The sequence below is a fragment of the Streptomyces sp. NPDC055078 genome (assembly GCF_053607985.1).
In genome coordinates, this window is the sequence record NZ_JBSGUP010000042.1 from 1 (window position 1) to 26,420 (window position 26,420).

Below are 26,420 nucleotides of genomic sequence, written 5' to 3' on the forward strand. Positions count from 1 at the left end.
GGAGCCGCCGTGCCGCCTCGCGTGCCTCCACGATCATGGCGAGGGCCTGACCGCGGTCTCCGGCCCGTGCCGCGGTGTACGAGGTGGTGCAGAGCATCTGCGCGTACGCGGTGGCCTGGGCCTCGGTGGCAAGTCCGGTGGCCTCGACGTCCGCGAGGGCGGAGAGGACGATGCGCTGGGCTGCGGCGGGCTGGTCCTGGTGGCGCAGGATGATGGAGAGTTCGCGGGCCGCCGCCGCGGCGACGAGGGGGGAGCCGGACAGCGCGGCGTAGGTGGTGGCGCGGTCGGCGGTGAGCCGGGCGCGGTCGTACCGGCCGATCTTCGCGAGGACCTGGGAAGCGACGGTGTAGCACGCGGACAGGCAGGCGTGGTCGAGGTCGGTGCGGGAACGGGTGGCCTGCTGGTGGGCGTCGCCGAGCAGCCCGGGGAGGGCGCGGAGCAGTGCGGTGTGCTGTCCGGTGTCGAACTGGGCGCGGGCACGGGCGAGACGGGTGCCGAGTGGGGTGGTGTTGCCGGACGGCGTCGGGGTGCCGGCGAGGGCGTCGTCGACGGCCAGGAGGAGCGAGGCGGGTACGGCCGTGCCTGCGGCGGCCAGCAGGGTTCGGCGGCGCATGGGGTCCTCCTCGGCGGCACACGGGGCGTCCGGCGTCACTTTAGTGGTGGCGGGTCTCGCGGTGGTGGTACTGAGGACGCAGGCCGTCGCGCACCCCTGTGGGGTGTCCTCAGGCGCCGGACGGGCTGGATGTGCGTGCCCGGGCCCGGGCGGCTCCGGCAGGATGGGGCCATGACCGAGATCCGTACGCCCCGCCTCATTCTCCGCCGCTGGCTCGAAAGCGACATCTTCCCCATGGCGGAGATCAACGCGGACCCGCAGGTCATGCGGTGGATCGGCGACGGCTCCGTACGTGATCCGGACCAGACCGCCGAGGAGATCGAGCGGTGGGAGGAGGAGTGGGACGAGGAGGGCTTCGGGATCTTCGCCGTCGAGCTGCTGGCGTCCGGGGAACTGGCCGGGTGCACCGGGCTTTCGGTGCCCGAGTCTCTGCCGGAGGTGCTGCCCGCCGTGGAGATCAGCTGGCGGTTCGGGACGCCGTTCTGGGGTCAGGGGTACGCCGCCGAGGCCGCGCACGCCACGCTGGAGTTCGCCCTTCAGGACCGGGGGCTCGACCGGGTCGTCAGTATCAACCGGCTGGGCAACGACGCGTCGGAGGATCTGGTGCGCAAGCTCGGGATGGAGCCGGTGCGCGAGACGCGGGACCCGGTGTACGGGCATGCGCTGAGTGTGTACGCCATCGACCTCACCGAGTACGAGGGGTGAGCGGACCGGGGCGGACCGGGGCGGACCGGGGCCGTGCGGGCGCGGGTCAGGCCGCGTGAGTGCCGTCGCCCGGGGAGGCGGCTGGGGCGGTGACCGGGGCGGTGACCGGGGCGACGGCCGTGTCGTCCACCTCGTAGGCGAGCCGGTCGACCACCTCCACCACCCCGTCGACGCTCTCGCACAGCCGGACGACGACCGGCAGCAGGCTGCGGTGCTCCACGGTGCCGGAGAGGGTCACCCGGCCGTCGGTGACATCCACGGAGAGGGCGGCGGGGGACACGCCGAGGGTCCGGGTGAGCACATCCTCAAGGATCTCCTCCTGGATCGCCCGGTCCCGCCGCAGGAAGAGCTGGAGCAGATCGCTGCGGCTGATCACCCCGGTCAGCCGCCCGGAGCCGTCCACGACGGGGAGCCGTTTGATCCGGCGCTGTTCCATCACCCGGGCGGCCCGGACCGCGCTCCACCCCGGCTCAGCGACGACGGCGGGGCTCGACATCATGCCCTCGGCCGTGCTGGCGGTCACCTTGGAGGTCTGTCTGCGCAGCAGATCCGCCTCGGACACGACCCCGACGGGCCGCCCCTCGGCATCGACCACCGGGACGGCCGTGATGCCGTACTCATCGAGCAGCCGGGCGATCTCCTTGAACGCGGTGCCGCGCTGGACGCTCACGGCGGTGGGTGTCATCAGGTCGGCGACCCTGCGGTTTCTCATCGGCCCGCCAGCCCCTTTCCGTACGTACCGGTCCAGTATCGCCGATCTCCGGCATCCACTGACCAGCAGGTACGTATAGGGGGTATCCGCCCAGGGGTCCTCGGTCCCTTCCCCCGGACGGTCCTCGGTCCCTTCCCCGGGACGTTGCGGCAGGGCTCCGGTCCCGGGCGTGCCCGCCCGGGACCGGAGATTCACCCGGGGCGCGGTGCTCCCCGCCCGGAGGGGGTCACCCTGTGGGAGGGCTCACCACCACCGCTGGTGCGATCGGTCATTGACCGGGGCTGTCTGGATCAGCCCGGGATGCCCCCCGGTGCGGTGCCGGATGCCCCCGGTTCAGCCCTGGATGCCCCGGCTCAGATCCGGCTCAGCCCCGGCGCAGGGCCGCGCGCCTGAGGCGGCGGGCCCGGCGGACCACGGTGCGGACCGCGGCGTTCCGGGGGACCGGGACACCTCCCGGCAGGCCCAGCACCGTCAGCCGCCGCCGTTTGAAGTAGCGCAGCGCACGGGCGTCCGTACGGGCCGCGAGAAAGCCCTCCGCCGCCTCGCGCAGATCCGCCCGGACCTGCGGCTGCATCGCGAAGCCGACCGCCCGCAGCAGCCCGGTCAGGTCCCCTGACTGTTTCCCGGAGTCGTACAGCGGCCCCGGCGGCCCCGGCGTCCCCGGGGCGCCCTCCCGCAGGTCGGCCAGATCCGGTACCACCGCGTCCACGATCGTCAGCGGGATCCGATTGCTGTTCTGGTACGGCGTCAGCCGGTCGAGCAGGGGTTCCGTGCCGACCCGGGCCACCGGGATGCCGTAGAAGGTGGCGGCCGTGAACAGGGCGGTGGAGAAGCAGCCCACCACCAGCGCGGGCCGCACCCTGCGGAAGACCACCTCGGCGAGCAACGGCCGCTCCAGGACCGTCAGTTCGGCGCCCAGCGAGGCCGCCTCGCGCTCCAGGGCGCGGGTCCAGGACGCGGGCGCCGTGGGGTGGGGCTTGAAGACCAGCCTGCGGTGACCGAGTGCGACCGCGCCCCGCACCATCCGCAGGTGCAGCTCCTCTTCCTCCTCCGGGGTGAGGATGCCCAGCGCGGCCAGATACTGGCCGAGCAGCAGCACCGGGCCGGCTCCCGTGTCACCCGTGTCTCCCGTGTCGCCGGCGTCTCCAGCGCCTTCGCGCCCGCCCTCGCGCCCGCCCTCGTGCCCGGACACGACAGGCACCGCGTCCGACAGGTCCGCCATCACCTTCAGGAACGCTTCCGTCGACACCACCTCCGGCGCCACCCCGAACTCCGCCAGCAGCAGCGGCTCAAGCCCCGGGACCAGATCCAGATGGAGCAGTCGGCGCACCCGCTCGCCCACCAGGGGATCGATTTTGTTACGGGTGGGGCCGTAGCTCATCAGCCCGTCCGCGTACACATCCAGCGGCGCGTCGGGGAAGAGCCGGGCGATCGTCAGCGCGGGGGTGACCTGGATGGACTCCACGGCCAGTTCGACCCGGTCGTCCCCCAGCCGCCACAGCAGCCGCACATACCGCTCCCACAGGGGTACGTCGTCCGGGCGCGGCGACCAGCCTCCCGGGTGGAACGGCGCGATCGCCTCGTTCCAGGAGAGCACCCCGTCGAACCGGTCCCGCAGCCGCTCGAAGCCCGGCATGGTGTCCAGCGCGGGCGATGTCTCCGGGGTCGCCGCGTTGTTGGCGACCAGCAGCAGCCGCCGGTCCGCCGCCGCGAAGGCGCCGCTGTCGAGGGCCGCGACCAGGGTGGCGGCCCCGTACAGCGAAGAGGCGTAGAAGATCTGAGTCGTACGCCTCACAGCGACCTCCCGGCGAATCACCGTGCCCTCCCGGCGAAACGGGTCAGCCTGCGCAGCCGCGCCGCCCGCTCCGTATCCATCGACGCCAGCGATTCCCGCAGAATGTCCTGCGGCATTCTCGACAGCGCCGCCGCGCTCGTCGTACGCAATTTCCGTGCCACCGCCGGTTCGAATTTGTCCGTCGACCCCACATGGTGGGAAATGACCGCACAGTACGTCCGGACCGCTTTCCGCAGCAGCCGTTCGGAATCCCGGTCCTGTGCTGTCTCGTCCACCACCTGATCGAACGCTCGGATGAAATCGAGCTGCCGGATGTCACCGATCTGGGTCAGCGACGACGCGACCCCGCGCCGATAGAAGATGCCGAGCTGAGAGATCACCGCGAAGGACTCCGCCTCCCGGTGCAGCCGCCAGATCCACGGCCGGTCCTCGGCCGTCCGCAGGCCGTCGGTGAAACGCAGCAGCCCCCGGTCCAGCAGCCGCCTGTGATACATCCCGGCCCAGGCGTACGGATAGTCCACCGCCGTCGACCGGTCGGCGGGCAGAATCGCGTCCCGAGGGCTCAGCACCTCGCCCCTTCTGCCGACCGGTACCCGGTGGACCGTACGGGTCCGGCCCGTGCACTGCACATGATCGGTGCGGACGAAGTCGCAGCCCAGCGCCGTCATGGCGGCCAGCAGTTCGGCGAAGTGACCCGGCGCGAGCCAGTCGTCGCCGTCCAGGAACGCGATGTACTCACCGCTCGACGCGTCCAGGCCCGTGTTGCGGGCGGTGGCGAGGCCGCCGTTCCGTTCGTGTCGGATCAGCCGGGCACCCGGGATCTCGCGTTCCGCGCGTTCGAGGACCTCCAGCGTCCCGTCCGTCGAACAGTCGTCGACGAGCAGGAATTCACAGTCGTCGCGGGCATTCGACAGCAGACTCCTGAGGGTGTCGGGCGCATAGGTCCGTACGTTGTAGAACGGGACGATCACGGAGAGCTTGACCACCCGCGTGACGTTAGACCGGCAATCGGCCTTTCCGTCGGCCCGGAGAAGGACAGCGGATGAACTCGTGCCGACGAAAAGGTTGACTCCCTCAGTTCCCTCAGCTCCCTCAGCTCCATCGGCCCCTTCGGCTCCGGGCTGTTTCCCCGTCCGTAGACGCGCTGTTAACCAGCTGTTGTGATCGCGTTGGGCCGTCCATCGGAATGCTTTTCTAACGTCCTCGATGTGCCATCACGTACCAGCGAGGCCGTACGCGTCGCCGTACTCGCCGACTCCGACACCCGGTGGAAATGGGGTGCGCTCACCGCGCGCCGTATCGCCCCCGGCCCCCTGCGGCTGAGCGGATTCCTGCTGCGCGGCCGGGCCACGCCCACCGACCGCCAACTCGCCGAGGTGGGGGTGGGAGCGGACGAGGTGCGCGAGGTGACGGGGAACGAGTTTCTGCGGGCTGTGGCCTCGGCGGATGCGGGCGGTGTGGGCTCCCGCGCACAGGACGGCGGGGCGCGCGACGGCGGGGCCTTCGACGTGATCGTGCTCGCGCTCGTCGGCGGTACCGCCCAGGCCGTCCTGCACGCGCTCGCCGCCCTCGAACTGCCCCGGCGCCCGGTCGTCGTCACCGGCTATGTCGGCGTCGTCTACGAGAAGCTCGCCGACGGACTGCTGCTGCGGCACGGGGCGGACCTCGTCCTCGCCAACTCCCGCCATGACGCGGACCGGTTCCGCGCCGTGTACGAAGGCGTCGGCGCCGACGCGTCGTCCGTCACCGAGGCGGCCCTGCCCTTCCTCGGCGGTGCGCCCTACCGGGCCGATCCGGGCCGCGACACCCTCGTCTTCGCCGCGCAGCCCTCCGTGCCCGTCGCCCGCGCCGACCGGATGTATCTGCTGCGCAGGCTGGCCGGGTACGCCCGTCTCCACCCCGGCCGCGAGGTGCTGCTCAAACTGCGCTCCAGGCCCGGTGAACACACCACCCACCTCGAAGAACTCCCGTACCAGCGACTCGTCGCCCGGCTCCCGGGCGGACCGCCGGCCAACCTCCGGCTGGTGTACGGGCATATGGGGGAGGTCCTGGACCGTACCGATCTGCTGGTGACCGTCTCATCGACGGCCGCGCTGGAATCGCTGCACCGGGGCATACCCACCGCTGTCCTCACCGACCTCGGCGTCCGCGAAGCCCTCGGCAACCACCACTTCCTCGGCTCCGGACTGCTCACCTCGTTCGACCGTATCGACGCCGGTCACCGGCCCGTCCCCGACCCGGGGTGGCTGAACCGGCAAGGGGTCGCGGCCGACGGGACGTACGACACGGCCTTCGACACCGCCCGGCAGCGGGTCGCCGAACTCCTTGAGCACCCCCGGCTGCCGCCCATCTCGCCGTACTACACATCCGTCACCGCGCCCGGCTATCTGCCCGGCATCCTCGCCCGCCACCGGTTGGAGGGAGACCCGTCCGCAGGTGCGGGCCGTTCGGACCGTTCGGGCCGTTCGGCCGGGGAGGCCACGGGTGTACGGCGGGTGGTGCGCGACGCCGTACGGGGTGTGGCGCGCGGGGCGTACCGGCACGGGGTGCAGCGGGTCGCCCCGGCGATCCGGCGGCTGGGGGAGCTGTGAGCACGGGCGCGCTCGGGAGCGGCGCGGTTCTGATTCGGGTTCCTGTTCCGGGCCTGGTCTTGGTGCCGGTCCCCGTCCCCGTACTGGCACTGGTTCCGGTGCCGGTCCTGGTTTCGGTGCCGGTCCTGGTTTCGGTCCCCGCCCCCGCCCCCGTCCCGGCACCCGCGCCGGTTCCGGTTCCGGTTCCGGTTTCGTACCGGCAGGAGAGCAGCCCATGACCGTCCTCGCCGTCATCCCCGCCCGGGGCGGCTCCAAAGGCGTCCCGGCCAAGAACCTCGCCCCCGTGGCCGGGGTGTCCCTGGTCGCCCGCGCCGTACGCGAAACCCTCGCCGCGCGGCTGGTCACCGATGTCGTCGTCTCCACGGACGATCCGGATATCGCCCGGTCCGCCCGGGACGCGGGCGCGGAGGTCGTCCTGCGGCCCGCCGCGATCGCGGGCGACACGGCGACGAGCGAATCGGCCGTGCTGCACGCGCTCGACACCTTCGAGGCGCTGCGGGGTACGTCGGTGGCGGCGGTACTGCTGGTCCAGTGCACCAGCCCCTTCCTGACCCGGGGGGATGTCGAGGGGGTCGCCTCCGCGGTGCTGGAGGAGGGGGCGGACTGCGCGGTGGCGGTGGCGCCCTTCCACGGGTTCGTGTGGCGCGAGGACGCGGTGGCGGGCGCGGGTGTGGGCGTGGGCGTGGGTCCGTGCCGGGGCGCTGCCCCGGACCGCCCCCTCCGCCCTGCGGGCGTGGGGGGACCCCCAGCTCCTCAATCGCCGGAGGGGCTGGAATCGTCCGCCCGGGCGGTGCTGAGTGGTGCGGACCCGGCTGCTGTCGTGGCCGAGGGGCACTTTTCCGACGAGGGCTGGCAAATCCAGCCTGTCCGGCGATTGAGGACACGCCCGCAGGGCGTGCCCGGCAGCACCGGCAGCACCGGCAGCACCGGCAGCACCGGCAGCACCGGCAGCACCGGCAGCACCGGCGCGAGCCACAACGGTGCGCCCCACGGGGCGATCGGGGTCAACCACGACCCCGCGTCACGGCCGCGGCGGCAGGACCGGCCGCAGGACTTCCTGGAGACCGGGGCGGCGTACGCCATGGACGCGGCCGGGTTCCGGGCGGCCAGGCACCGGTTCTTCGGGCGGATCGCGCTCGTGCGGACCGACCCGGCACGAGTGCTGGAGGTCGACGATCCGCACGATCTCGACCGGGCGCGGGCGCTCGCCCCGCTTCTGGACACACCCGAGCGGCCCACCCGCGCGGAGATCGACGCCGTCGTACTCGACTTCGACGGCACCCAGACCGACGACCGGGTCCATATCGACGCGGACGGCCGCGAAACCGTCTCCGTCCACCGCGGCGACGGCCTCGGCATCGCCCGGCTGCGCGCCTCCGGCCTCCCGCTGCTGATCCTGTCCAGCGAGCGGAACCCGGTGGTCGCCGCGCGCGCCCGCAAACTCCAGGTCCCCGTACTCCATGGCATCGACCGCAAGGACCTCGTACTGAAGGAGTGGTGCCAGGAGCGCGGGATCGCGCCCGAGCGGGTGCTCTACGTCGGTAACGACGTCAATGACCTGCCCTGTTTCGGCACCGTCGGCTGGCCGGTCGCCGTGGCGAACGCCCACGCTCCCGTACGCGCCGCCGCGCGGGCCGTCACGGTGACACGCGGCGGTGAGGGGGCGATCCGCGAGATCGCCGCTTGGCTGCTCGGCCCGGCGCTCAGCCCGGCGCTCAGCCCGACGCTTGGCCCGGCGCTCGACCCGACGCTCGGCCCCGCCTACGCCACCTCGGAAGCCATGCCCCCCACGCGCACCTCCGCCTCCATCGAACAGCCCGCCGAACACGTCATCGAACGCGTCATCGAACAGTAAGGATCCCCCCTCATGAACGCCTCGCGTCTGCGCACCCTCGGCACCCGGACCGCCGGGCCCGGCCACCCCGTCTATGTGACGGGCGAGATCGGCATCAACCACAACGGCGACCTGGCCAATGCGTTCGCCCTCATCGACGCGGCGGCCGACGCGGGCTGCGACGCCGTCAAGTTCCAGAAGCGGACCCCGGAGATCTGCACCCCGCGCGACCAGTGGGACATCGAGCGGGACACCCCCTGGGGGCGTATGACGTACATCGACTACCGCCACCGGGTGGAGTTCGGCGAGGAGGAGTACCTCCGGATCGATGAGCACTGCTCCCGGCGCGGCATCGACTGGTTCGCCTCCCCGTGGGACACCGAGGCCGTCGCCTTCCTGGAGAAGTTCGACATCCCCGCGCACAAGGTCGCGTCCGCGTCCCTCACCGACGACGAACTGCTCCGGGCCCTGCGCGCCACCGGCAAAACGGTCATCCTCTCCACCGGCATGTCGACACCCCGCCAGATCCGGCACGCGGTGGAGGTGCTCGGCAGCGACAACATCCTGCTCTGTCACGCCACCTCGACCTACCCGGCCAAGGCCGAGGAACTGAACCTGCGCGTCATCGAGACCCTCCGTGCGGAGTACCCCAACGTCCCCATCGGCTACTCCGGCCACGAGACCGGCCTCCAGACCACCCTGGCCGCCGTCGCCCTCGGCGCGTCCTTCGTCGAGCGCCACATCACCCTCGACCGTGCCATGTGGGGCTCCGACCAGGCGGCATCCGTCGAGCCCGGCGGCCTCCAGCGCATGGTCCGCGACATCCGTACGATCGAGGCCGCCCTCGGCGACGGCGTCAAGAAGGTCTACGACTCCGAACTCGCCCCGATGAAGAAACTCCGCCGCGTCCCGGGTGTCATCGCCACCGCGCCCTCCTCCTCCCGCACCCCGGCGACGGTCTGACCCCGGGTGCGGTGGCCTCTGCGAGTGGCTCGGCTGCCCGGTGCTCGGGGTCCGTCCTCAATCGCCGGACGGGCTGGGTTTGCCCGAGGGCTCCGCACCTGAGAAATCCAGCCTCGCCGGCGTTTGAGGCGCTGGGGGTCCCCCCCCACGCCGCAGGGCGTAGGTGGGGGCACCTCCACGCCCGCAAGGGCGTAGGGGGAGGCTCGGGGCGGAGCCCCGACAGTGGCTCGGGTGCCCGGTGCTCGGGGTCCGTCCTCAATCGCCGGACGGGCTGGGTTTGCCCGAGGGCTCCGCACCTGGGTCGGGCAATTCCAGCCTCGTCGGGCCCGAAGGCTGCGCACCAGGGGCAGGGAAAATCAGCCTCGCCGGCGTTTGAGGCGCGGGGTTTCGGGGCGGAGCCCCGGGAGGGCGGCAAGCCCAAGGGCCCGAGCCAACACCCACACCCCCAACCCAAAGGCACCCCCACGTGAACCTCGCATTCGTCGAGAGCCCGGTCCAGCTCCTGAACGTGCTGGAGTGGGCCCACGCCCAACCCCCCGCGGCGCGCGCGGCGGACTCCCTCGTCATCGTCGTCCTCACCCCCACCGACCCCATGTCACGCGGCCAACTGCGCCGGATGGCCGAGCTGGCCCACAACGAGGGGTTCACGGTCCACCGGCAGGAGGCCCGCGGCGGGGTGGGGGCGCCGTTGCGGACTGTGCGGGAGCTGGCGCCGATGCTGCGGCGTGCCGAGCGGATCGTGATAGGCGACCCGTTCTCGCGCTATGTGCAACTGCTGCTCACCCTCGCGGGCGGCAAGGAGCTGACCATCGTGGACGACGGCACCGCCACCATGGAGTTCGCCGCCCAGCTCGCCCGGGGTGAGCAGTTCGTACGCTGGCACCGGCGCGGCAGGCGCGGCCCCCGCGAACTGGTGCTCGCGCCGGTCACCCGGCTGGCCCGGCGCAGGCTCACCCCGACGTCGGCCCGCACGGTCGAGGTCTTCACCGCCATGCCCGTGGAGCCGCCCCCGGGCATCACCGTCACCCGGAACCCGTTCGCCTGGACCCGCTCCCGTTTCGGTCCGCCGAGGGTCATACGGGGCGCCGATCTCGTCGGGACCTCGCTCGTGGAGACGGGCGTGGTGGACCAGGACCGCTATGTGGCGGCGGTCGCCGCCCTCGCCCGTACGCACGGGGCCACGCGGTACTTCGCCCACCGCCGCGAAAACCCGTACAAGCTGCACCGGCTCGCCGTGGAGACCGGGCTGGAGATCGTCCGGCCCGATCTGCCCCTGGAGCTGATCGCCCGCCGGGGCCCGATCGGCTCCACGGTCGTCAGCTTTCCGTCCACCGTGGTGCACACACTCCCGCCGGCGCTCGCGGGAACCGGCGTCACCGTGGCGGTCTGCGACATCGCCCCGGAGTGGCTGAGAGACAGCGCCTCGCCCCGGGCGCAGGGCTTCCTCGCGGGCGTGACCGGTACCGCGACGGACGTCCGTAGGCTGCCCGCTCCCGCCTGACGGAGTCCTGAAGGCGGAGGTTCCCGGACTGGGGTACCGTCGAAAAGAGGCGGAGTTTACCCACAGGTGTGCGCAATCATGCGCCTGGGGGTCTTCTTTTCTGCGTCTATCGGATGGAAATTTTGTAGATCAGCGGCCAGTTGGCCCCCGCCTGGGCCTACCCTTCAACAGGTGAACCAACTGATGTCCCGTGAGTCAGAAATCTCTGGAGCCGATCAGCCCGGGAGCGCCGAACTGCCCGGCATGCCGTCCGAACTGCCCGGCACCCTGTCCGACCCGCTCCGTACCGAGCTGATCGCCTTCCGCCGCGACCTGCACATGCACCCCGAGCTGGGCAATCAGGAGTTCCGTACGACCGCCGCCATCAAGGCGCGTCTTGAGCGGGCCGGGCTCCGGCCCCAGGTGCTCGCCGTCGGTACCGGACTCATGTGCGACATCGGCGAAGGGGACGGGAAACGGCCGGTTCTGGCTCTCCGCGCGGACATCGACGCACTGCCCATCCCCGACACCAAGACCGGGGTGCCCTACCGTTCCACCGTTCCCGACCGGGCGCACGCCTGCGGGCACGACGTCCACACCACCGCCGTCCTGGGCGCCGGACTCGTCCTCGCCGAGCTGGACCGGCGGGGACTGCTGCCCCAGCCGGTACGGCTGATCTTCCAGCCCGCCGAGGAAGTGCTGCCCGGCGGTGCGCCCGACGCCATCGACTCGGGGGTCCTGGAGGGAGTCGGCAGAATCATCGGGGTGCACTGCGACCCGCGCGTCGACGCCGGGGTCATCGGGCTGCGGCCCGGACCGATCACCTCCGCCTGCGACCGGCTGGAGATCACCCTCGACGGGCCCGGCGGCCACACCGCCCGCCCGCATCTGACCACCGACCTGGTCACCGCCGCCGCGAAGATCGTCACCGAGGTCCCGGCGCTGCTCGCCCGCCGCGTCGACGCGCGGTCCGGGCTCGCCGTCACCTGGGGCCGTATCGAGTCCGGGCACGCCTGCAATGTGATCCCGCAGCACGCCGAACTCTCCGGCACCGTGCGCTGCCTGGACCTCCCGGGCTGGCGCGAGGCCCCCGACCTGGTGCACGCCGCCATCGACGAGATCGCCACACTCCACCGGGCCAAGTCGGAGATCAACTACATTCGCGGGGTCCCGCCCGTGGTCAACGACCCGGCCGTCACCGAGCTGCTGCGCGAGGCACAGACCGCGCGCCGGGGCGCGGGCGCCATCGAGGACACCGAGCAGAGCCTGGGCGGTGAGGACTTCTCCTGGTATCTGGAGCGGGTGCCCGGGGCGATGGCGCGGCTCGGGGTGCGGACGCCGGGGGAGGCGACGAAGCACGACCTCCATCGCGGGGACTTCGACGCACATGAGGAATCGATTCGCGTCGGCGTCGAACTCTTCACCGCCGCGGCCCTTCTCGACGGCACCGAGAGGTCATAGCCCCGCCGCTCCCCCTCTCGCCTCTCCTGCCGCTCCCGCCGCCCGCCGCTCCCGCTGCCCGCCGTCGGTGTCCCTGCCCGACGGCGGCTCGGTGTGTCCATGGGCGGGCGGATCCGACCGTTCCGGGATACCTACGAGGGCTTCCGGCCTCCGTTTCCGCTTCCGCTTCCGCTTCCGCTTCCGCTTCCCAAAGATGGGTGCCGGCCCCGATGCGCGCGGCCGGTGCCCTGGGTGAGGGTGGGGTGAAAGAGCAGACCAGGGCGTGGACCGGGGCGCCTGCCGGGCACCGGCCGGAGGGAGGGCCGGGGCAGCCACGCCGAAGGTGACCGGACCCGTGCCCGAGAGCCCAGCGGCGGTGAGGAGGAGCCATGCCGGACTCCGATGACGACAAGATCGCCGACCTGGAGGCCAGACTCAGGTCCGACGACCCCCGTTTCGCCGAAGGGCTGGGCAACGGCCGTCCCCGGCGGCCTCGTGAGTACCGCAGGGGCTGGGCCTGGTCGGCGCTGACCCTGGCCGTCGTCGCGCTGGCGTTCGGTGCTGTCCAGGGGCACGGGCTGCTGCTCGCGGCCGGTCTGGTCATGGCCGGGGGCGCGGCGAACCTCTTCGACCCCGCCCGGCGCCGCCCGCGAGGGCACGGCAGGCGCGCATGACCTTGCCGCAGCTGTACACCGTCCTGCTGATCGGCGGGACGGTGTTGATGGCGAGCATCGCCGCGGCTCGCACCGCCCACCGGCTCGGCCTGCCCAGCCTGCTGCTCTTCCTCGCCGTCGGGGTGATCGCCGGGGAGGATGTGCTCGGCATCGAGTTCGACGACGCCCAGCTCGCCCAGGCCCTCGGGACAGCGGCCCTGGCGGTGATCCTGGTGGAGGGCGGGCTGACCACCCGGTGGAGCGATGTACGGCGGCTGCTCGCCCCGGCCGGGGTGCTGGCCACCGCCGGGGTGGCCGTGTCGGTCGCCGTCACCGCCGCCGGGGCGCATCTGCTGCTGGGCATGGACTGGCGCCTGGCGCTGCTGCTCGGGGCGATCGTCTCGTCCACCGACGCCGCCGCGGTCTTCGCCGTACTGCGTTCCCTGCCCCTGCCCCGGAAGGTCACCGGGCTGCTGGAGGCGGAGTCCGGGTTCAACGACGCACCGACCATCATCCTGGTGCTGGTCTTCTCCACCGCCACCGTCGACCTGCCCACCCCGGCCGCCATTCTCGGCGATGTCGTCTTCCAGATCGTCGTCGGCGCCGCGATCGGGCTGCTCATCGGCCGGCTCGGGGTCGCGGCCCTGCGGCATATCGCGCTGCCCGCCACGGGTCTTTACCCGCTGGCCACCGTCGGCTTCGGCATCATCGCCTTCGCCGCCGGCGGGGTGGCGAACGCCAGCGGCATCATCGCCGCCTTCCTGTCCGGCCTCGTCCTCGGCAACTCGAAGCTGCCCCACCGGGTCGCCACCCGCTCGTTCGCCGAAGGCGCCGGCTGGCTCGCCCAGATCGGCCTGTTCGTCATGCTCGGCCTGCTGGTCGACCCCAGCGAACTGACCTCGGCGATCCTGCCCGCGCTCGTGGTGGGCCTCGTGCTCCTGCTCGTCGCCCGGCCGGTCTCCGTCGCGCTGTGCCTGCTGCCCTTCCGGATACCGCTGCGGGAGCAGGCGTTCATCTCCTGGGCCGGGCTGCGCGGAGCGGTCCCCATCGTGCTGGCGACCTTCCCCATCGTCGCCGCCGTCGACGGTGCCCACCACCTGCTGAACATCGTCTTCGTCCTCGTGGTCGTCTTCACCCTCGTCCAGGGACCGACCCTCTCCTGGGCCGCGCGGATGCTCGGTCTCACCCGGCCCGGGGCGCTGCGGGAGATCCAGGTGGAGAGCGCGCCGCTGGACGTACTGGAAGCGGATCTGCTGACCGTCGCCGTCCCCGCCGGCTCCCGGCTGCACGGCGTCTCCATCTTCGAGCTGCGGCTGCCGTCACCCGCGGTGATCACCCTGATCGTCCGTGACGGCACCAGCCTCGTCCCGCGCGCGGACACGGTGCTACGAGCCGGTGACGGACTCCTGCTGATCACCACGCCCGCCGTACGGCAGGCCACGGAACAACGGCTGCGGGCCATCGGCCGGCGCGGCAGACTCGCCCGCTGGCACGGCGAACACGGACACGCCGAACCATCCCGGAACGGCAGCGGCTGACCGCCACGGATGGACAGCCGGTGCCGTCAGCGGTCACGCTTGACTGGGGAAGTGCTGGTCAGGGCAGGTCAGGGCAGGTCAGGGCAGGTCAGGTCAGTGCAGGTCAGTGCAGGTCAGTGCTGGTCGGTACGGTTCAGTGCGGATCAGGGCAGGTCACGGCCGAGCCGGGCAGGGGGGCGGCGGAAGCTCCACCGGAGAGCGCGGGAGCCCCGCCGGGCAACGGAAGCCCCGCCGGGGAACGGAAGCCTCACCGGGCAACGGGAGCCCCGCCCGGCATCGGAAGCCTCACCGGGCCATGGGAGCCCGGCAGCCCCATCGAGAAAGGCGCGAGCATGTCGCTGTACTGGCGGATCTTCCTCCTCAACGCGTCCGTTCTGATTGTCGCGGTCCTGCTGCTGCTCGGCCCCGTCACGGTGTCCACCCCCGTACTGCTCGGCGAAGCCCTGGTGCTGGGAGCCGGGCTGGTCGCCATGCTCATCGCCAACGCGGCCCTGCTACGGATCGGACTCGCCCCCCTGCAACGCGTCACCCGGGCCATGGCCACCGCGGATCTCCTGAGGCCCGGCACCCGCCCGGAGGTCACCGGCCACGGCGAGGTGGCCGAGCTGACGAAGACGTTCAACGCCATGCTGGACCGGCTCGAAGCCGAGCGGGCCATCAGCAGCGGCCGGGTGCTGTCCGCGCAGGAGGCGGAACGCCGCCGTATCGCACAGGAACTCCACGACGAGATCGGGCAGACCCTCACGGCCGTTCTGCTCCAGCTCAAGCACGCCGCCGGCCGGGCGCCCGCGCCGGTGCGCGAGGACCTTCACCAGGCGCAGGAGACCACCCGCGCCAGCCTGGACGAGATCCGCCGTATCGCCCGCCGGCTGCGGCCCGGCGTCCTGGAGGAACTCGGGCTGCACAGCGCGCTGCGGGCCCTGGCCGCCGAGTTCACCACCCCCGGCCTCGAAGTGCTCCCCACCATCGGCCCCGGCCTGCCCGCGCTGGACCGGGAGACCGAACTGGTCCTCTACCGGGTCGCCCAGGAAGGGCTGACCAACACCGCCCGCCACTCGGGCGCCGACCGGGTGGAACTGCGCCTGCGCACCCTGCCGCGAGGCGGTACGGGACTGCTCATCCGGGACAACGGCCAGGGACTCGGCCGGGCCGCCGAAGGCGCGGGCATCCAGGGCATGCGCGAACGCGCCCTCCTGATCGGGGCCGAACTGAACGTGGGCACCGGCCGGACGGGCGGTACCGAGGTGCGCCTGGACGTCACCGCCGCGCAGAAGACGTCCGCAAAGGAGACGTCCGCAAACGAGACGTCCGCGCAGGAGGCCGCCGCGAAGGAGACCGTCCGATGACCGCCCCCGCCTCAGCCGCCACACCCGCCCCAGCCCCCGCCCGTATCCTGCTCGCCGACGATCACGCCCTCGTACGCCGAGGAGTACGCCTCATCCTCGACAGCGAACCCGACCTCACCGTCGTCGCGGAGGCCGACGACGGTGACGAGGCCGTCGCCCGGGCCCGCACCACCGACATCGACCTGGTCATTCTCGATATCGCCATGCCCCGCCGGACCGGGCTCCAGGCGGCCCGCGAACTCTCCCGGCTCCGCCCGGACCTGCACATCCTGATCCTGACGATGTACGACAACGAGCAGTACTTCTTCGAGGCCCTCAAGTCCGGGGCCTCGGGCTATGTCCTGAAATCCGTCGCCGACCGGGACCTCGTCGAGGCGTGCCGCGCCGCCATCCGCGGGGAGTCCTTCATCTACCCCGGCGCCGAGACCACCCTCATCCGCAAGTACCTCGACCGCGCCCGCCAGGGCGACCCCCTGCCCGCCAGGCCCATCACCGAACGCGAGGAGCAGATCCTCAAGCTCGTCGCCGAGGGCCACACCTCGAAGGAGATCGCCGACCACCTCGTCATCAGCGTGAAAACGGTCGAGCGCCACCGCACGAACCTGCTCCAGAAACTCGGCCTGCGCGACCGCCTCCAACTCACCCGCTACGCCATCCGCACGGGCCTCATCGAGCCCTGACGGCTGTCCCTCAGCCCCTCCAGCAGCTAACTCCCTGCACCAGCACCCCATGGTCACCAATTCCGCACACTTGGGTGCCCGCGCGCGGCTGGTCCGCCATGATGGTGCATGCCCCCCACTGGCCCCATCTACAGAGCTGAACTCAACGCCGGCACTGACCAGTCGACAGAGAGCCAAAGGAATCTGAGATGAGCGCAGAAGCGATTGTGGCAGCGATTGCGGTGGTGGCGTCGATCGTGATCGCAGCAGCCCAGGGGACGTGGCAATGGAGAAGGAGGAGGCTTCCGGATCTCGAAAGCCCTCTCCGGTACGGGGACGTTGACGAGGGGAAATCCTTCAGCATCCAGGATCTGGTGAAGGTCGTGAACCTTCAGGGCAGCCCGAGCCGTGACCCGCAGAGCCCCGGAACCGCGCTTCTCACCGATGCGTATCTTTTACAACGGGAATCAGAGGAGGGTAACGGCCTCGTCGCCATCTACAGTACTCGCGGACAGTTATCGGCCCGCTCGGCAAGCCATCCCTATGAGTCCGGTGAATACGACTCCACACATATGGCCGTCAATCAGGCCGTGGCCGTTCCGCTGTCCGATCTGCCGCAGGGCGTCACCTCTCGCGTGATCAACAGAGTTGATTTTTCCGGGGCATACGACGGACAGGCCGAGGACTACTTCGAAACCCATATCGAGCGGCCCACTAAATCCCTGACCATCATTCTGGTCTTTGCCCAGGAATATCGATGCACCGATGTCTTCGGATACGTGCAGACGGGCGGCAGGTCGCGGGTCGAGCCCTCACGGGACAAGCCCGCCATCCTTGACGATGGCCGCCTCGTCTACTGGCACGTCACCCCGCTCAAGACCGATTGGCTTCCCATCCATGCCCGGTACCGCGTCCGCTGGAAATGGAGGGAGTCCGGTCCGGGGTCCTGAATCCACGGCGGGCGACGCAGGCGCGAGTCGCATGCACCTCCTGGGCTGCGGCAGATATAGGCGCCCGTCAGAAGGAGGGTTTCCGCTTGATGAACCATGTCGAACTCGACAAAATTCGCGCCCTGGGCACTTCCGTGTACGACTGGCAGCCGGCTCGCAAGTTCCCCGAGACCTACCCGGGCGTCTCCGTGGACCAGAGCTACCTTCTCTGGGGTGACCGGGTCCTGCCCATCTCGGCCGGCGAAGACGGCGAGTACCTGGTCATGCCGGGAAGCTCTGGCCTCCACGTTGAAGAACTGCTCGGCGAACTGGGCCTCCCTGACCTGTCCCAACGATTCCCCGTACTCGCCTACGGCGCCAACCGCAACCCGTCGACTCTGCTGACCAAGCTGCTCAACTATTCCCTACGGCATGGCAAAACGAATGGGTTCTGCCTGCCGGTGATCAGAGGGTATCTGCGAGGAGCCGACGTCGCTGCCTGCCGGTTCCACGGTCACGGGTACTTGTACGGCGAAATCCTGCTGGGGCACAGTCTGTGTGAAAATGTGGAGCTTGAGGTCTACGTCTGCCTGGTCGACCTTGAGCAACTGGCCATTCTCAACGAGAGTGAGGGCGTCGGCGCGGGGATGTATGAATTGGCTGTGATCCCTGAAGTTCGAGTCGACAGATCGCCTCAACCATTCTTCGCCCTGGGGTACGTGGCCAATCAAAGCGTCTGGATTTCCCCTGTCCACGAGACTCCCGTGGCGTACTCGTTGCTCTCGGCGAAGGGGCGCATCCTCCCTTCGATGACCTCAAGGGAAATGGTGGATCATGTGCTGGATTCCCTGGGGCTGCGTGCCCGGATCAGCGCGCTGACCGGCTTGCGCGACGACACGATGCTGGCGGAGGAGGTGGCGAAATATCTGAATGGGCAATGGTGGTACCAGTTCCATACCGGAGAATCGCCGATTCGAGGCTACGCTCAGGTGCTCGAACTGCTCGACACCCACATGTCCGCCGGCTCTGCGCCGTCGCGCACGCTGGACTCCCTCCGGGCGAACGGGCTTGTTCTGTCCCACAAGGAGGCGTACGCGCCCGGTCGCGAGCACCTCTGGAAGAACCGCGACAGGGCCGCCTGATCGGACGCTTGCGTTCCCCGGGACCGGGTGCGCCATCCCAGCCCGTCCGGCGTTTGCGGACGGACCTTCGGGTGCGGGGGCCGCGGCGGCGTGTGGCTTCGCCATCCCAGCCCGTCCGGCGTTTGAGGACGGACCGGCACCCAGGTTCGCGGGCGTATCTCGCCACGTGGGTTCGGGCGCCGGCGTTCCGGCGGGACCGGGTGCGCCATCCCAGCCCGTCCGGCGCTTGAGGACGGACCGGCAACCCCGTGCACCCGGGGCTCACGGGCTGCCCGCGCCCCGGCACCCCCGCACCCCCGCCCCCCGGCACCCCGCATGGGCCCCGCACGGGCCCCGCCCCACTCGCGGGTTCAACGACGATCCGGTAACGACTCATGAACGGGTCTTTAACTGACATCTACGCGCGTTACTATCACCGCAAAACCAGCGCCAGAAGAGGCGCTTTCGGTCAGTCTCGAAGGGACCCCTCCTCTTGCGCCGGGTATCGAAGCTCACTGCCGCGTGTATCGCCACCGCGGCCCTCGCAGTCACCGCCACCGCGTGCGGTGAGTCATCGACCGGGTCATCGGACTCGGACGGCAAGCTGAAGATCGGCATGGCCTACGACGTCGGCGGCCGTGGCGACAACTCCTTCAACGACTCCGCGGCCCGCGGTCTCGACAAGGCCAAGGCCGACCTGGACGCCGAGACCAAGGAACTGACCGCGAAGCACGGTGAGACCCCGGCGGACCGCGAGTCCCGTCTCTCCTCGCTGGCCGAGGGCGGCTTCAACCCCGTCGTCGCCGTCGGCTTCGCCTACAAGGACGCGATCGACAAGATCGCGCCCAAGTTCCCCGATGTGAGCTTCGGTCTGGTCGACTCGGTCTCCGAGGCCAAGAACGTCGACAACATCGTCTTCACCGAGGAGCAGGGCTCCTACCTCGCCGGTGTCGCCGCCGCCCTGAAGTCCAAGGACGGCAACATCGGCTTCGTCGGCGGTGTGGACCTTCCGCTGATCAAGAAGTTCGCGGCGGGCTTCGAGCAGGGCGTTCTGGAGACCAACCCCAAGGCCAAGGTGCAGATCCAGTATCTGACCACGGGCACGGACCTCTCCGGCTTCGGCAGCCCGGACAAGGGCAAGGCCGCCGCCCAGGGCATGCTCGACAAGGGCATCGATGTCATCTACGCGGCGGCGGGCGGCTCCGGCGCCGGCTCGATCCAGGCCGTCGCGGCCAAGCCGGGCACCTGGGTGATCGGCGTCGACTCGGACCAGGCCAAGGACCCGGCCCTGTCCAAGTACGCGGCCTCGATCATGACCTCGGTCGTCAAGAACGTCGACACCGGCGTGTTCGAGCTGTCCAAGTCCGTCAAGGACGGCAAGCCGATCACCGGCACGACCACGTACTCGCTCGCCGAGAACGGTGTCACCCTCACCACCACGGGTGGCCATCTGAAGGACATCCAGAGCAAGCTGGACGAGGCCAAGAAGAAGATCGTCGACGGCGAGATCAAGGTCAAGACCACGACCTGACCGGCCGTCCGGCCAGGGCCCGGCGAGGCGGTCCGACCGCTTCCCGGACCCCGGCCCGCCGGCGCCCGGGATCTCCCGCGCGGGCAGCGCGCGGGGCCCGGGCGGCGCGGTGTGTCCGGCACCTCAACGATTTGGCGGCGCTACGCGCGTAGTTTCCGGGCTACGCGGTAACTTTCGCCACCACGCCTCTGCTCCTCCGCCCCTGCCCTGGAGAGTGCGCCATCAAAGCGTCCAGCAGTTCCCATGCCGTGCGTCTCCGCGGCATCACCAAACGATTCCCCGGGGTCGTCGCCAACCACGACATCGACATCACCGTCGCCCGCGGCACCGTGCACGCCCTCGTCGGCGAGAACGGCGCGGGCAAGTCCACCCTGATGAAGATCCTCTACGGCATGCAGAAGCCGGACGAGGGCACCATCGAGGTGGACGGCGACGAGGTGGCGTTCTCCAACCCCGGCGACGCCATCGCGCGCGGAATCGGCATGGTGCACCAGCACTTCATGCTCGCCGACTACCTCACCGTGCTGGAGAACGTCGTCCTCGGCTCCGAGAAGCTGTACGGCATCGGCGACCGGGCCCGCGCCAGGATCCGGGAGATCTCCGACGCGTACGGCCTCAATGTCCGCCCCGACGCCCATGTCGAGGACCTCGGGGTCGCCGACCGCCAGCGGGTGGAGATCCTCAAGGTCCTCTACCGGGGTGCCCGGACGCTGATCCTCGACGAGCCGACGGCCGTGCTCGTACCCCAGGAGGTCGAGGCGCTCTTCGACAATCTGCGGGAGCTGAAGGCCGAGGGCCTGACCGTCATCTTCATCTCGCACAAGCTGGGCGAGGTGCTGTCGGTCGCGGACGAGATCACGGTGATCAGGCGCGGTACGACGGTGGGCACAGCCGACCCCGCCACCACCACGACCAAGCAGCTCGCCGAGCTGATGGTGGGCAGCGAACTGCCCTCGCCCGAGACCCGTGAGTCCACCGTCACCGATGTCCCGATGCTCACCGTCGAGGGCCTCCGGCTGACCGCCACCGACCCCGACGGCGTCGTGCGCGCGGTGCTCGACGGCATCGACTTCACCATCCACCAGGGCGAAGTGCTGGGCATCGCGGGCGTGGAGGGCAACGGCCAGTCCGAACTGGTCGAGGCGATCATGGGCATGCGGACGCTGGACACCGGCCGGCTCACGCTCGGCACCGACGACATCTCGCGCGCCCCCACCCGTAAGCGCCGCGAGGACGGCATGGCGGTCATCCCTGAGGACCGCCACCGCCATGGACTGCTGCTCGAAGCGCCCCTGTGGGAGAACCGCATCCTCGGCCATGTCACCGAGAAGCCCAACAGCAGGGGCGCCTTCCTCGACCTCAAGGCCGCCCGCGCCGACACCGAGCGGATCGTCCGCGAGTACGACGTACGCACCCCCGGCATCGAGGTCACCGCGGCCTCCCTCTCCGGCGGCAACCAGCAGAAGCTGATCGTCGGCCGGGAGATGAGCCACCGGCCCAGGCTGCTGATCGCCGCCCACCCCACCCGGGGGGTCGACGTCGGCGCACAGGCGCAGATCTGGGACCAGATCCGGGAGGCCCGCAGGGAGGGCCTGGCGGTGCTGCTGATCTCCGCCGACCTGGACGAGCTGATCGGGCTCTCCGACACCCTGCGGGTGATGTACCGGGGCCGGCTGGTGGCGGACGCCGACCCCGCCACGGTCACCCCGGAGGAGCTGGGCTCCGCCATGACCGGCGCGGCCAGCGGCCATCTGGAGGCCCCCGCCGATGCCCCGGTCGAGGCCGACGCCCGGGTCGAGCCGCCCACGGAGACCTCCACCGAGACCTCCACCGAGACCCCCACCGAGACCCCCACGGAGACCTCCACCGATTCCCCGGCCGAGCCGCCCGCCGAGACCCCTCCGGACACCTCCGCCGAGCCGCCCGCAGACCCCCGGGACGGGGGAGAGGACCGATGAAGAAGTTCGACAAGGAGCGGGTGCTCCTGGGGATCGCGGCCCCCCTGCTCGCCATCGTGGTCGCGTTCCTGGTGACCGCCCTGGTGCTGGCCGCCACCGGCAAGGAGCCCTTCAGGGCCTTCGGCATCATGTTCGACTACGGACTGAAGTCGGACAGCCAGGTCTACATCCTGAACAAGGGCACCACCTACTACCTGGCAGGACTCGCGGTCGCCGTCGGCTTCCGGATGAACCTGTTCAACATCGGCGTGGACGGCCAGTACCGGCTGGCGGCCTTCTTCGCGGCCGCGCTCGGCGGCGCGCTGACCCTCCCCGGCCCGGTCCAGATCCCGCTGATCATCCTCTGTGCCATGATCGTCGGCGCGATGTGGGCCGGTATCGCGGGCGTCCTCAAGGTCACCCGGGGTGTCAGCGAGGTCGTCTCCACGATCATGCTGAACGCGATCGCCACCGCGATCATCGGCTATCTCCTCCAGGAGGGCCGCCTCGGCCATCTCGACACCGCCGGGACGAAGGTGTCCACCAAGCCGATCCCGGAGTCCTCCCGCTTCTTCGAGTTCCCGACCACCCCGACCCCCGTATGGGGCTTCATCGTGGTCGCGGTCCTCGCGGGCGTCGCCTACTGGTTCGTCCTCTCCCGTACCCGCTTCGGCTTCGACCTCCGTACGGTCGGCCAGTCCGGCTCCGCCGCCCAGGCCAGCGGCGTCAATGTGAAGAAGATGGTCGTCACCTCCATGCTGATCTCCGGCGCGATGGCCGGTCTGATCGGTATGCCGACGCTGCTCAACGACAGTTACGAGTACAGCGGTGACTTCCCCGTCGGCATCGGCTTCACCGGTATCGCCATCGCCCTCCTCGGCCGCAACCACCCCGTCGGCATCGCCCTCGGCGCGCTTCTGTGGGCGTTCCTGGAGCGCGGCGGCGGCCGGCTCGAATTCCGGGGATACGACAAGGAGATCGTCGGCGTCATCCAGGGCGTCATCGTCCTGTGCGTCGTCATCGCCTACGAAGTGGTGCGCCGCTACGGCCTCAAGCGCCAGCAGCGGCAGGTCGGCGCGAAACTCGCCGCCCAGGCCCGTAACTCCGACCAGCAGGAGGTGTCGGCGTGAGCGCCACGGCGACTTCCACCCCGCCGCCCGCCGCCCCCAAGGTGAGCGGCGGCAAGGGCGGGCGCACCCGTCTCTCCTTCCCCGTCGTCCTGCTGGTCATCGCGGGCGGGCTGCTCGCCCTCTCGGCGGTCCGCGTCATCACCGGCGCGCAGGACATCACATCGGCGGGCCAGATCAGCGCCGCGCTGGCCATGGCCGTACCGATCGGTCTCGCCGGTCTCGGCGGACTGTGGGCCGAGCGCGCGGGCGTGGTCAACATCGGCCTTGAGGGCATGATGATCCTGGGCACCTTCTTCGGCGCCTGGGCGGGCTGGCAGACGGACCCCTGGATCGGTGTGCTCGCCGGTGTGCTGGGCGGGATGTTCGGCGGTCTGCTGCACGCCCTGGCCACCGTGACCTTCGGCGTCGACCACATCATCTCCGGTATCGCGATCAACATCCTGGCGCTCGGTGTCACCACCTACTTCGCCAAGCTGTGGTTCAACAGCGGCGAGGCGGCGGCCAGGGGCGGCAGCCCCAAGCAGTCCCCGCCCTCCGAGGACATCACCACCGTCACCGTGCCCTGGCTCTCCGCACGGCTCGGCGACATCGAGCGGAACGACTGGTTCTTCGTCTCCGACCTCGCCGGGGTGCTGCGCGGGCTTGTCACCAATCTCTCGCTGCTCACGATCGTGGCCGCGCTGCTGTTCGTCATGACGTTCCTGGTGCTGTGGAAGACCTCGTTCGGGCTGCGGCTGCGCTCCTGCGGTGAGAACCCGATCGCCGCCGAGTCGCTGGGCGTCAATGTCTACAAGTACAAGTACATCGCCGTGATCGTCTCCGGCGGTATGGCCGGACTGGGCGGGGCGTTCCTCTCGCTGGTCACCTCCAGCATCTACAACGAGGGCCAGACCGGCGGCCGGGGCTATATCGGCCTCGCGGCGATGATCTTCGGTAACTGGCGGCCCGGCGGACTCGCCATGGGCGCGGGCCTGTTCGGCTTCGCCGACGCCCTCCAGCTCCGCAACGGCGGCGAGTCCGTCCACGCCCTGCTTCTGCTGCTGGTGGTCGCCCTGGCGGCCCTCGCGCTGTGGAAGTTCTACCGGAAGAGCTTCGTCCAGGCCGGGGCCAGTGCGGTCATCGCGGCCGGGGTGCTGGCCTGGTACCTCGCCACCGAGACCGTCCCGAACGAGTTCGTCACCGCCACGCCGTATGTGGTGACGCTGCTGGTGCTCTCGCTCTCCGCGCAACGGCTGCGCATGCCGAAGGCGGACGGTATGCGCTATCGCAAGGGCCAGGGCAAATGACGGCGGCGCCCGCTGTGGACACCTTCGACTGGGCCGAGCTGCGGACCCGGGCGCGTGAGGCCATGACCCATGCGTACGCGCCCTACTCCGGCTTCCCGGTCGGCGTGGCCGCCCTGGTGGACGACGGCCGCACGGTCACCGGCTGCAATGTCGAGAACGCGTCCTACGGGCTCTCGCTGTGCGCGGAGTGCGGCCTCGTCTCCCAGCTCCAGGCGACCGGCGGCGGCCGGCTGACCCACTTCACCTGTGTCGACGGCCGCGGCGAGAGCCTGGTGCCGTGCGGCAGATGCCGGCAGCTGCTGTACGAGTTCGGCGGGCCCGCGCTGCTGCTGGACACCCCGGAGGGGATCGTGCCGCTGGGGGAGATGTTCCCGCAGGCGTTCGGCCCCGGAAACCTCGGGAATCCCGCGTAACGCGCGCACGGGCCACCCAACAACTCACGGAGGAATCCATGGACGTCATCTCCGTCATCCGCACCAAGCGGGACCGGGGCGAGCTGAGCCCCGGGCAGATCGACTGGGTCATCGACGCCTACACCCGAGGTGAGGTCGCCGACGAGCAGATGTCGGCGCTGGCGATGGCGATCCTGCTGAACGGGATGAACCGTACGGAGATCGCCCGCTGGACGGCCGCGATGATCGCCTCCGGCGAGCGGATGGACTTCGGCTCCCTCGCCCGCCCCACCGCCGACAAGCACTCCACGGGCGGTGTCGGCGACAAGATCACCCTGCCGCTCGCGCCCCTGGTCGCGGCCTGCGGCGCCGCCGTACCGCAGCTCTCCGGCCGGGGCCTCGGCCACACCGGCGGCACCCTGGACAAGCTGGAGTCCATCCCGGGCTGGCGCGCGCTGCTCTCCAACGAGGAGATGCTGCGGGTCCTCGACACCACGGGCGCGGTGATCTGCGCGGCGGGCGACGGACTGGCCCCCGCCGACCGGAAGCTGTACGCGCTCCGCGATGTCACCGGCACCGTCGAGGCCATCCCGCTGATCGCCTCCTCCATCATGTCCAAGAAGATCGCCGAGGGCACCGGCTCCCTGGTCCTGGACGTCAAGGTCGGCAGCGGCGCCTTTATGAAGACCCTTGAGGACGCGCGGGAACTCGCCTCCACCATGGTCGCGCTGGGCACCGACAGCGGGGTGCGGACGGTCGCCCTGCTCACCGATATGTCCACCCCTCTCGGCCGCACCGCGGGCAACGCCCTCGAAGTCCGCGAGTCCGTCGAGGTTCTGGCGGGCGGCGGCCCCGCCGATGTCATCGAGCTGACGCTCGCGCTCGCCCGCGAGATGCTGACGGCGGCGGGCATCGACGCCGACCCCGCGAAGGCTCTGGCGGACGGCTCCGCCATGGACGTCTGGCGCCGCATGATCGCGGCCCAGGGCGGCGACCCGGACGCCCCCCTCCCCACCGCCCGCGAACAGCACACCCTCCCCGCCCCCGCCTCCGGCGTCCTCACCCGCCTCGACGCCTACGCCATCGGCCTCACCGCCTGGCGCCTCGGCGCCGGCCGCGCCCGCAAGGAGGACCCCGTCCAGGCGGGCGCCGGCGTCGAACTCCACGCCAAGCCGGGCGACCACGTCACCGAGGGCGAGCCCCTCCTGACCCTCCACACCGACACCCCCGAGAAGCTCGACTACGCCCTCCAGCCCCTCACCGACGCCTACGCCATCGCCCCTGCCGGTACGGAGTTCACCCCGGGGCCGATCGTCCTGGACCGCATCGCCTGACCCTGGGCGGCGCTCGCTGACGGCCCCTCGTACCGGTGAACGGGCCCGGCAGCTCCCCGCCGGGGCCGGGGACCGGGCCGTAACCGGCCCTCACCGATGAGTTACGGCCCGGTGGCCGGTCTCATGAGCATGAGCATGGAAGCCACTGAACCGGCCGGCACCGTCGTACTCGCCCTGCCCGCGCGGCTGACCCTCGCCGATGTGCCGCCGCTGTGTGAGCGGCTGCGGGGGCTGTACGGGGACGGGGCCGATGAGGTGGTGTGCGATCTGGGGGCGCTGGAGCGCATCGACCTCACCACCGTGGAAGCGGTGGCGAGGCTGCGGCTGACCGCGCGCAGGGCCGGGCGCGGGGTGCGGATACGGGGTGCGGGGCCGGAGCTGTTGGCCCTGCTGGAGCTGACCGGGCTCGGCGGGCTCGGGCGGCCCTGAGC

22 protein-coding genes and 1 pseudogene are annotated in these 26,420 nt (G+C 70.8%); 19 read left to right on the top strand and 4 right to left on the bottom strand.

The features are described 5' to 3' along the window. Positions 1 to 613, bottom strand: a pseudogene (locus ACWF94_RS06270) (transcriptional regulator); the annotation flags it as partial. 171 nt (positions 614 to 784) lie between these two features. Here ACWF94_RS06270 and ACWF94_RS06275 point away from each other — a divergent pair. Then, positions 785 to 1,318, top strand: coding sequence for a GNAT family N-acetyltransferase (locus ACWF94_RS06275; protein ID WP_453485200.1), 534 nt, complete (start codon positions 785 to 787; stop codon positions 1,316 to 1,318). Positions 1,319 to 1,364: 46 nt separating this feature from the next. Here the strand turns inward: ACWF94_RS06275 and ACWF94_RS06280 are convergent, their stop codons facing one another. The 3 genes from ACWF94_RS06280 to ACWF94_RS06290 all read right to left on the bottom strand — a co-directional run bounded on the left by ACWF94_RS06280 (position 1,365) and on the right by ACWF94_RS06290 (position 4,811). Next, the gene (locus ACWF94_RS06280) at positions 1,365 to 2,030 is read right to left on the bottom strand and encodes a CBS domain-containing protein (protein WP_453485202.1); all 666 of its coding nucleotides are present in this window, start codon (positions 2,028 to 2,030) and stop codon (positions 1,365 to 1,367) included. Positions 2,031 to 2,394: 364 nt separating this feature from the next. Next, positions 2,395 to 3,825: an alpha-2,8-polysialyltransferase family protein gene (locus ACWF94_RS06285; RefSeq protein WP_453485204.1), complete on the bottom strand. Its 1,431-nt coding sequence runs from the start codon at positions 3,823 to 3,825 to the stop codon at positions 2,395 to 2,397. A 17-nt stretch (positions 3,826 to 3,842) separates the two neighbouring features. Beyond that, positions 3,843 to 4,811, bottom strand: coding sequence for a glycosyltransferase family 2 protein (locus tag ACWF94_RS06290; RefSeq protein ID WP_453485206.1), 969 nt, complete (start codon positions 4,809 to 4,811; stop codon positions 3,843 to 3,845). 222 nt (positions 4,812 to 5,033) lie between these two features. On the opposite strand from ACWF94_RS06290, the gene ACWF94_RS06295 reads away from it, so the two are divergent. The 18 genes from ACWF94_RS06295 (at position 5,034) to ACWF94_RS06380 (ending at position 26,418) form a co-directional block, all read left to right on the top strand. After that, positions 5,034 to 6,416, top strand: coding sequence for a DUF6716 putative glycosyltransferase (locus tag ACWF94_RS06295; protein ID WP_453485208.1), 1,383 nt, complete (start codon positions 5,034 to 5,036; stop codon positions 6,414 to 6,416). A 214-nt stretch (positions 6,417 to 6,630) separates the two neighbouring features. Further along, the gene (locus ACWF94_RS06300) at positions 6,631 to 8,271 is read left to right on the top strand and encodes a cytidylyltransferase domain-containing protein (RefSeq protein ID WP_453485210.1); all 1,641 of its coding nucleotides are present in this window, start codon (positions 6,631 to 6,633) and stop codon (positions 8,269 to 8,271) included. Positions 8,272 to 8,283: 12 nt separating this feature from the next. Beyond that, positions 8,284 to 9,213, top strand: a complete 930-nt coding sequence (locus tag ACWF94_RS06305; protein ID WP_453485212.1) for an N-acetylneuraminate synthase family protein — start codon at positions 8,284 to 8,286, stop codon at positions 9,211 to 9,213. Positions 9,214 to 9,679: 466 nt separating this feature from the next. Next, a complete protein-coding gene (locus tag ACWF94_RS06310) occupies positions 9,680 to 10,714 on the top strand; it encodes a hypothetical protein (RefSeq protein WP_453485214.1) in 1,035 nt (344 codons plus the stop codon). Positions 10,715 to 10,897: 183 nt separating this feature from the next. Beyond that, the gene (locus ACWF94_RS06315; RefSeq protein ID WP_453485242.1) at positions 10,898 to 12,154 is read left to right on the top strand and encodes an amidohydrolase; all 1,257 of its coding nucleotides are present in this window, start codon (positions 10,898 to 10,900) and stop codon (positions 12,152 to 12,154) included. Positions 12,155 to 12,522: 368 nt separating this feature from the next. After that, positions 12,523 to 12,807 carry a DUF3040 domain-containing protein gene (locus ACWF94_RS06320; RefSeq protein ID WP_453485216.1) on the top strand — a complete coding sequence of 95 codons (285 nt, stop codon included), beginning with the start codon at positions 12,523 to 12,525 and terminating at the stop codon, positions 12,805 to 12,807. Next, on the top strand, positions 12,804 to 14,324 hold the full coding sequence (locus ACWF94_RS06325; protein ID WP_453485218.1) for a potassium/proton antiporter: 1,521 nt from the start codon (positions 12,804 to 12,806) through the stop codon (positions 14,322 to 14,324). Before ACWF94_RS06320 ends, ACWF94_RS06325 begins: the two co-directional genes overlap by 4 nt. Before the next feature lie 332 nt (positions 14,325 to 14,656). Next, on the top strand, positions 14,657 to 15,670 hold the full coding sequence (locus ACWF94_RS06330) for a histidine kinase (protein WP_453485220.1): 1,014 nt from the start codon (positions 14,657 to 14,659) through the stop codon (positions 15,668 to 15,670). Then, on the top strand, positions 15,667 to 16,350 hold the full coding sequence (locus ACWF94_RS06335) for a response regulator (protein ID WP_453485222.1): 684 nt from the start codon (positions 15,667 to 15,669) through the stop codon (positions 16,348 to 16,350). The genes ACWF94_RS06330 and ACWF94_RS06335 overlap by 4 nt, the downstream gene beginning before the upstream one ends. A gap of 188 nt (positions 16,351 to 16,538) precedes the next feature. Beyond that, on the top strand, positions 16,539 to 17,279 hold the full coding sequence (locus ACWF94_RS06340) for a hypothetical protein (RefSeq protein ID WP_453485224.1): 741 nt from the start codon (positions 16,539 to 16,541) through the stop codon (positions 17,277 to 17,279). 89 nt (positions 17,280 to 17,368) lie between these two features. After that, on the top strand, positions 17,369 to 18,400 hold the full coding sequence (locus ACWF94_RS06345; RefSeq protein WP_453485226.1) for a hypothetical protein: 1,032 nt from the start codon (positions 17,369 to 17,371) through the stop codon (positions 18,398 to 18,400). 472 nt (positions 18,401 to 18,872) lie between these two features. Continuing rightward, entirely contained in the window at positions 18,873 to 19,910 is a 1,038-nt protein-coding gene (locus ACWF94_RS06350) for a BMP family lipoprotein (RefSeq protein WP_453485228.1), read from the top strand. Between the two features lie 248 nt (positions 19,911 to 20,158). Further along, positions 20,159 to 21,868, top strand: coding sequence for an ABC transporter ATP-binding protein (locus ACWF94_RS06355; protein ID WP_453485230.1), 1,710 nt, complete (start codon positions 20,159 to 20,161; stop codon positions 21,866 to 21,868). Further along, positions 21,865 to 22,977, top strand: coding sequence for an ABC transporter permease (locus ACWF94_RS06360; RefSeq protein ID WP_453485232.1), 1,113 nt, complete (start codon positions 21,865 to 21,867; stop codon positions 22,975 to 22,977). Before ACWF94_RS06355 ends, ACWF94_RS06360 begins: the two co-directional genes overlap by 4 nt. Next, the gene (locus ACWF94_RS06365) at positions 22,974 to 24,263 is read left to right on the top strand and encodes an ABC transporter permease (RefSeq protein WP_453485234.1); all 1,290 of its coding nucleotides are present in this window, start codon (positions 22,974 to 22,976) and stop codon (positions 24,261 to 24,263) included. The genes ACWF94_RS06360 and ACWF94_RS06365 overlap by 4 nt, the downstream gene beginning before the upstream one ends. Then, positions 24,260 to 24,676 (top strand): cytidine deaminase, encoded by a 417-nt coding sequence (locus ACWF94_RS06370; protein WP_453485236.1) that lies wholly within the window; start codon positions 24,260 to 24,262, stop codon positions 24,674 to 24,676. Before ACWF94_RS06365 ends, ACWF94_RS06370 begins: the two co-directional genes overlap by 4 nt. A gap of 38 nt (positions 24,677 to 24,714) precedes the next feature. Continuing rightward, positions 24,715 to 25,989, top strand: a complete 1,275-nt coding sequence (locus tag ACWF94_RS06375) for a thymidine phosphorylase (RefSeq protein WP_453485238.1) — start codon at positions 24,715 to 24,717, stop codon at positions 25,987 to 25,989. 135 nt (positions 25,990 to 26,124) lie between these two features. Continuing rightward, complete coding sequence (locus ACWF94_RS06380; RefSeq protein WP_453485240.1) at positions 26,125 to 26,418, top strand: STAS domain-containing protein; 294 nt, start codon at positions 26,125 to 26,127, stop codon at positions 26,416 to 26,418. Positions 26,419 to 26,420: the final 2 nt, after the last annotated feature.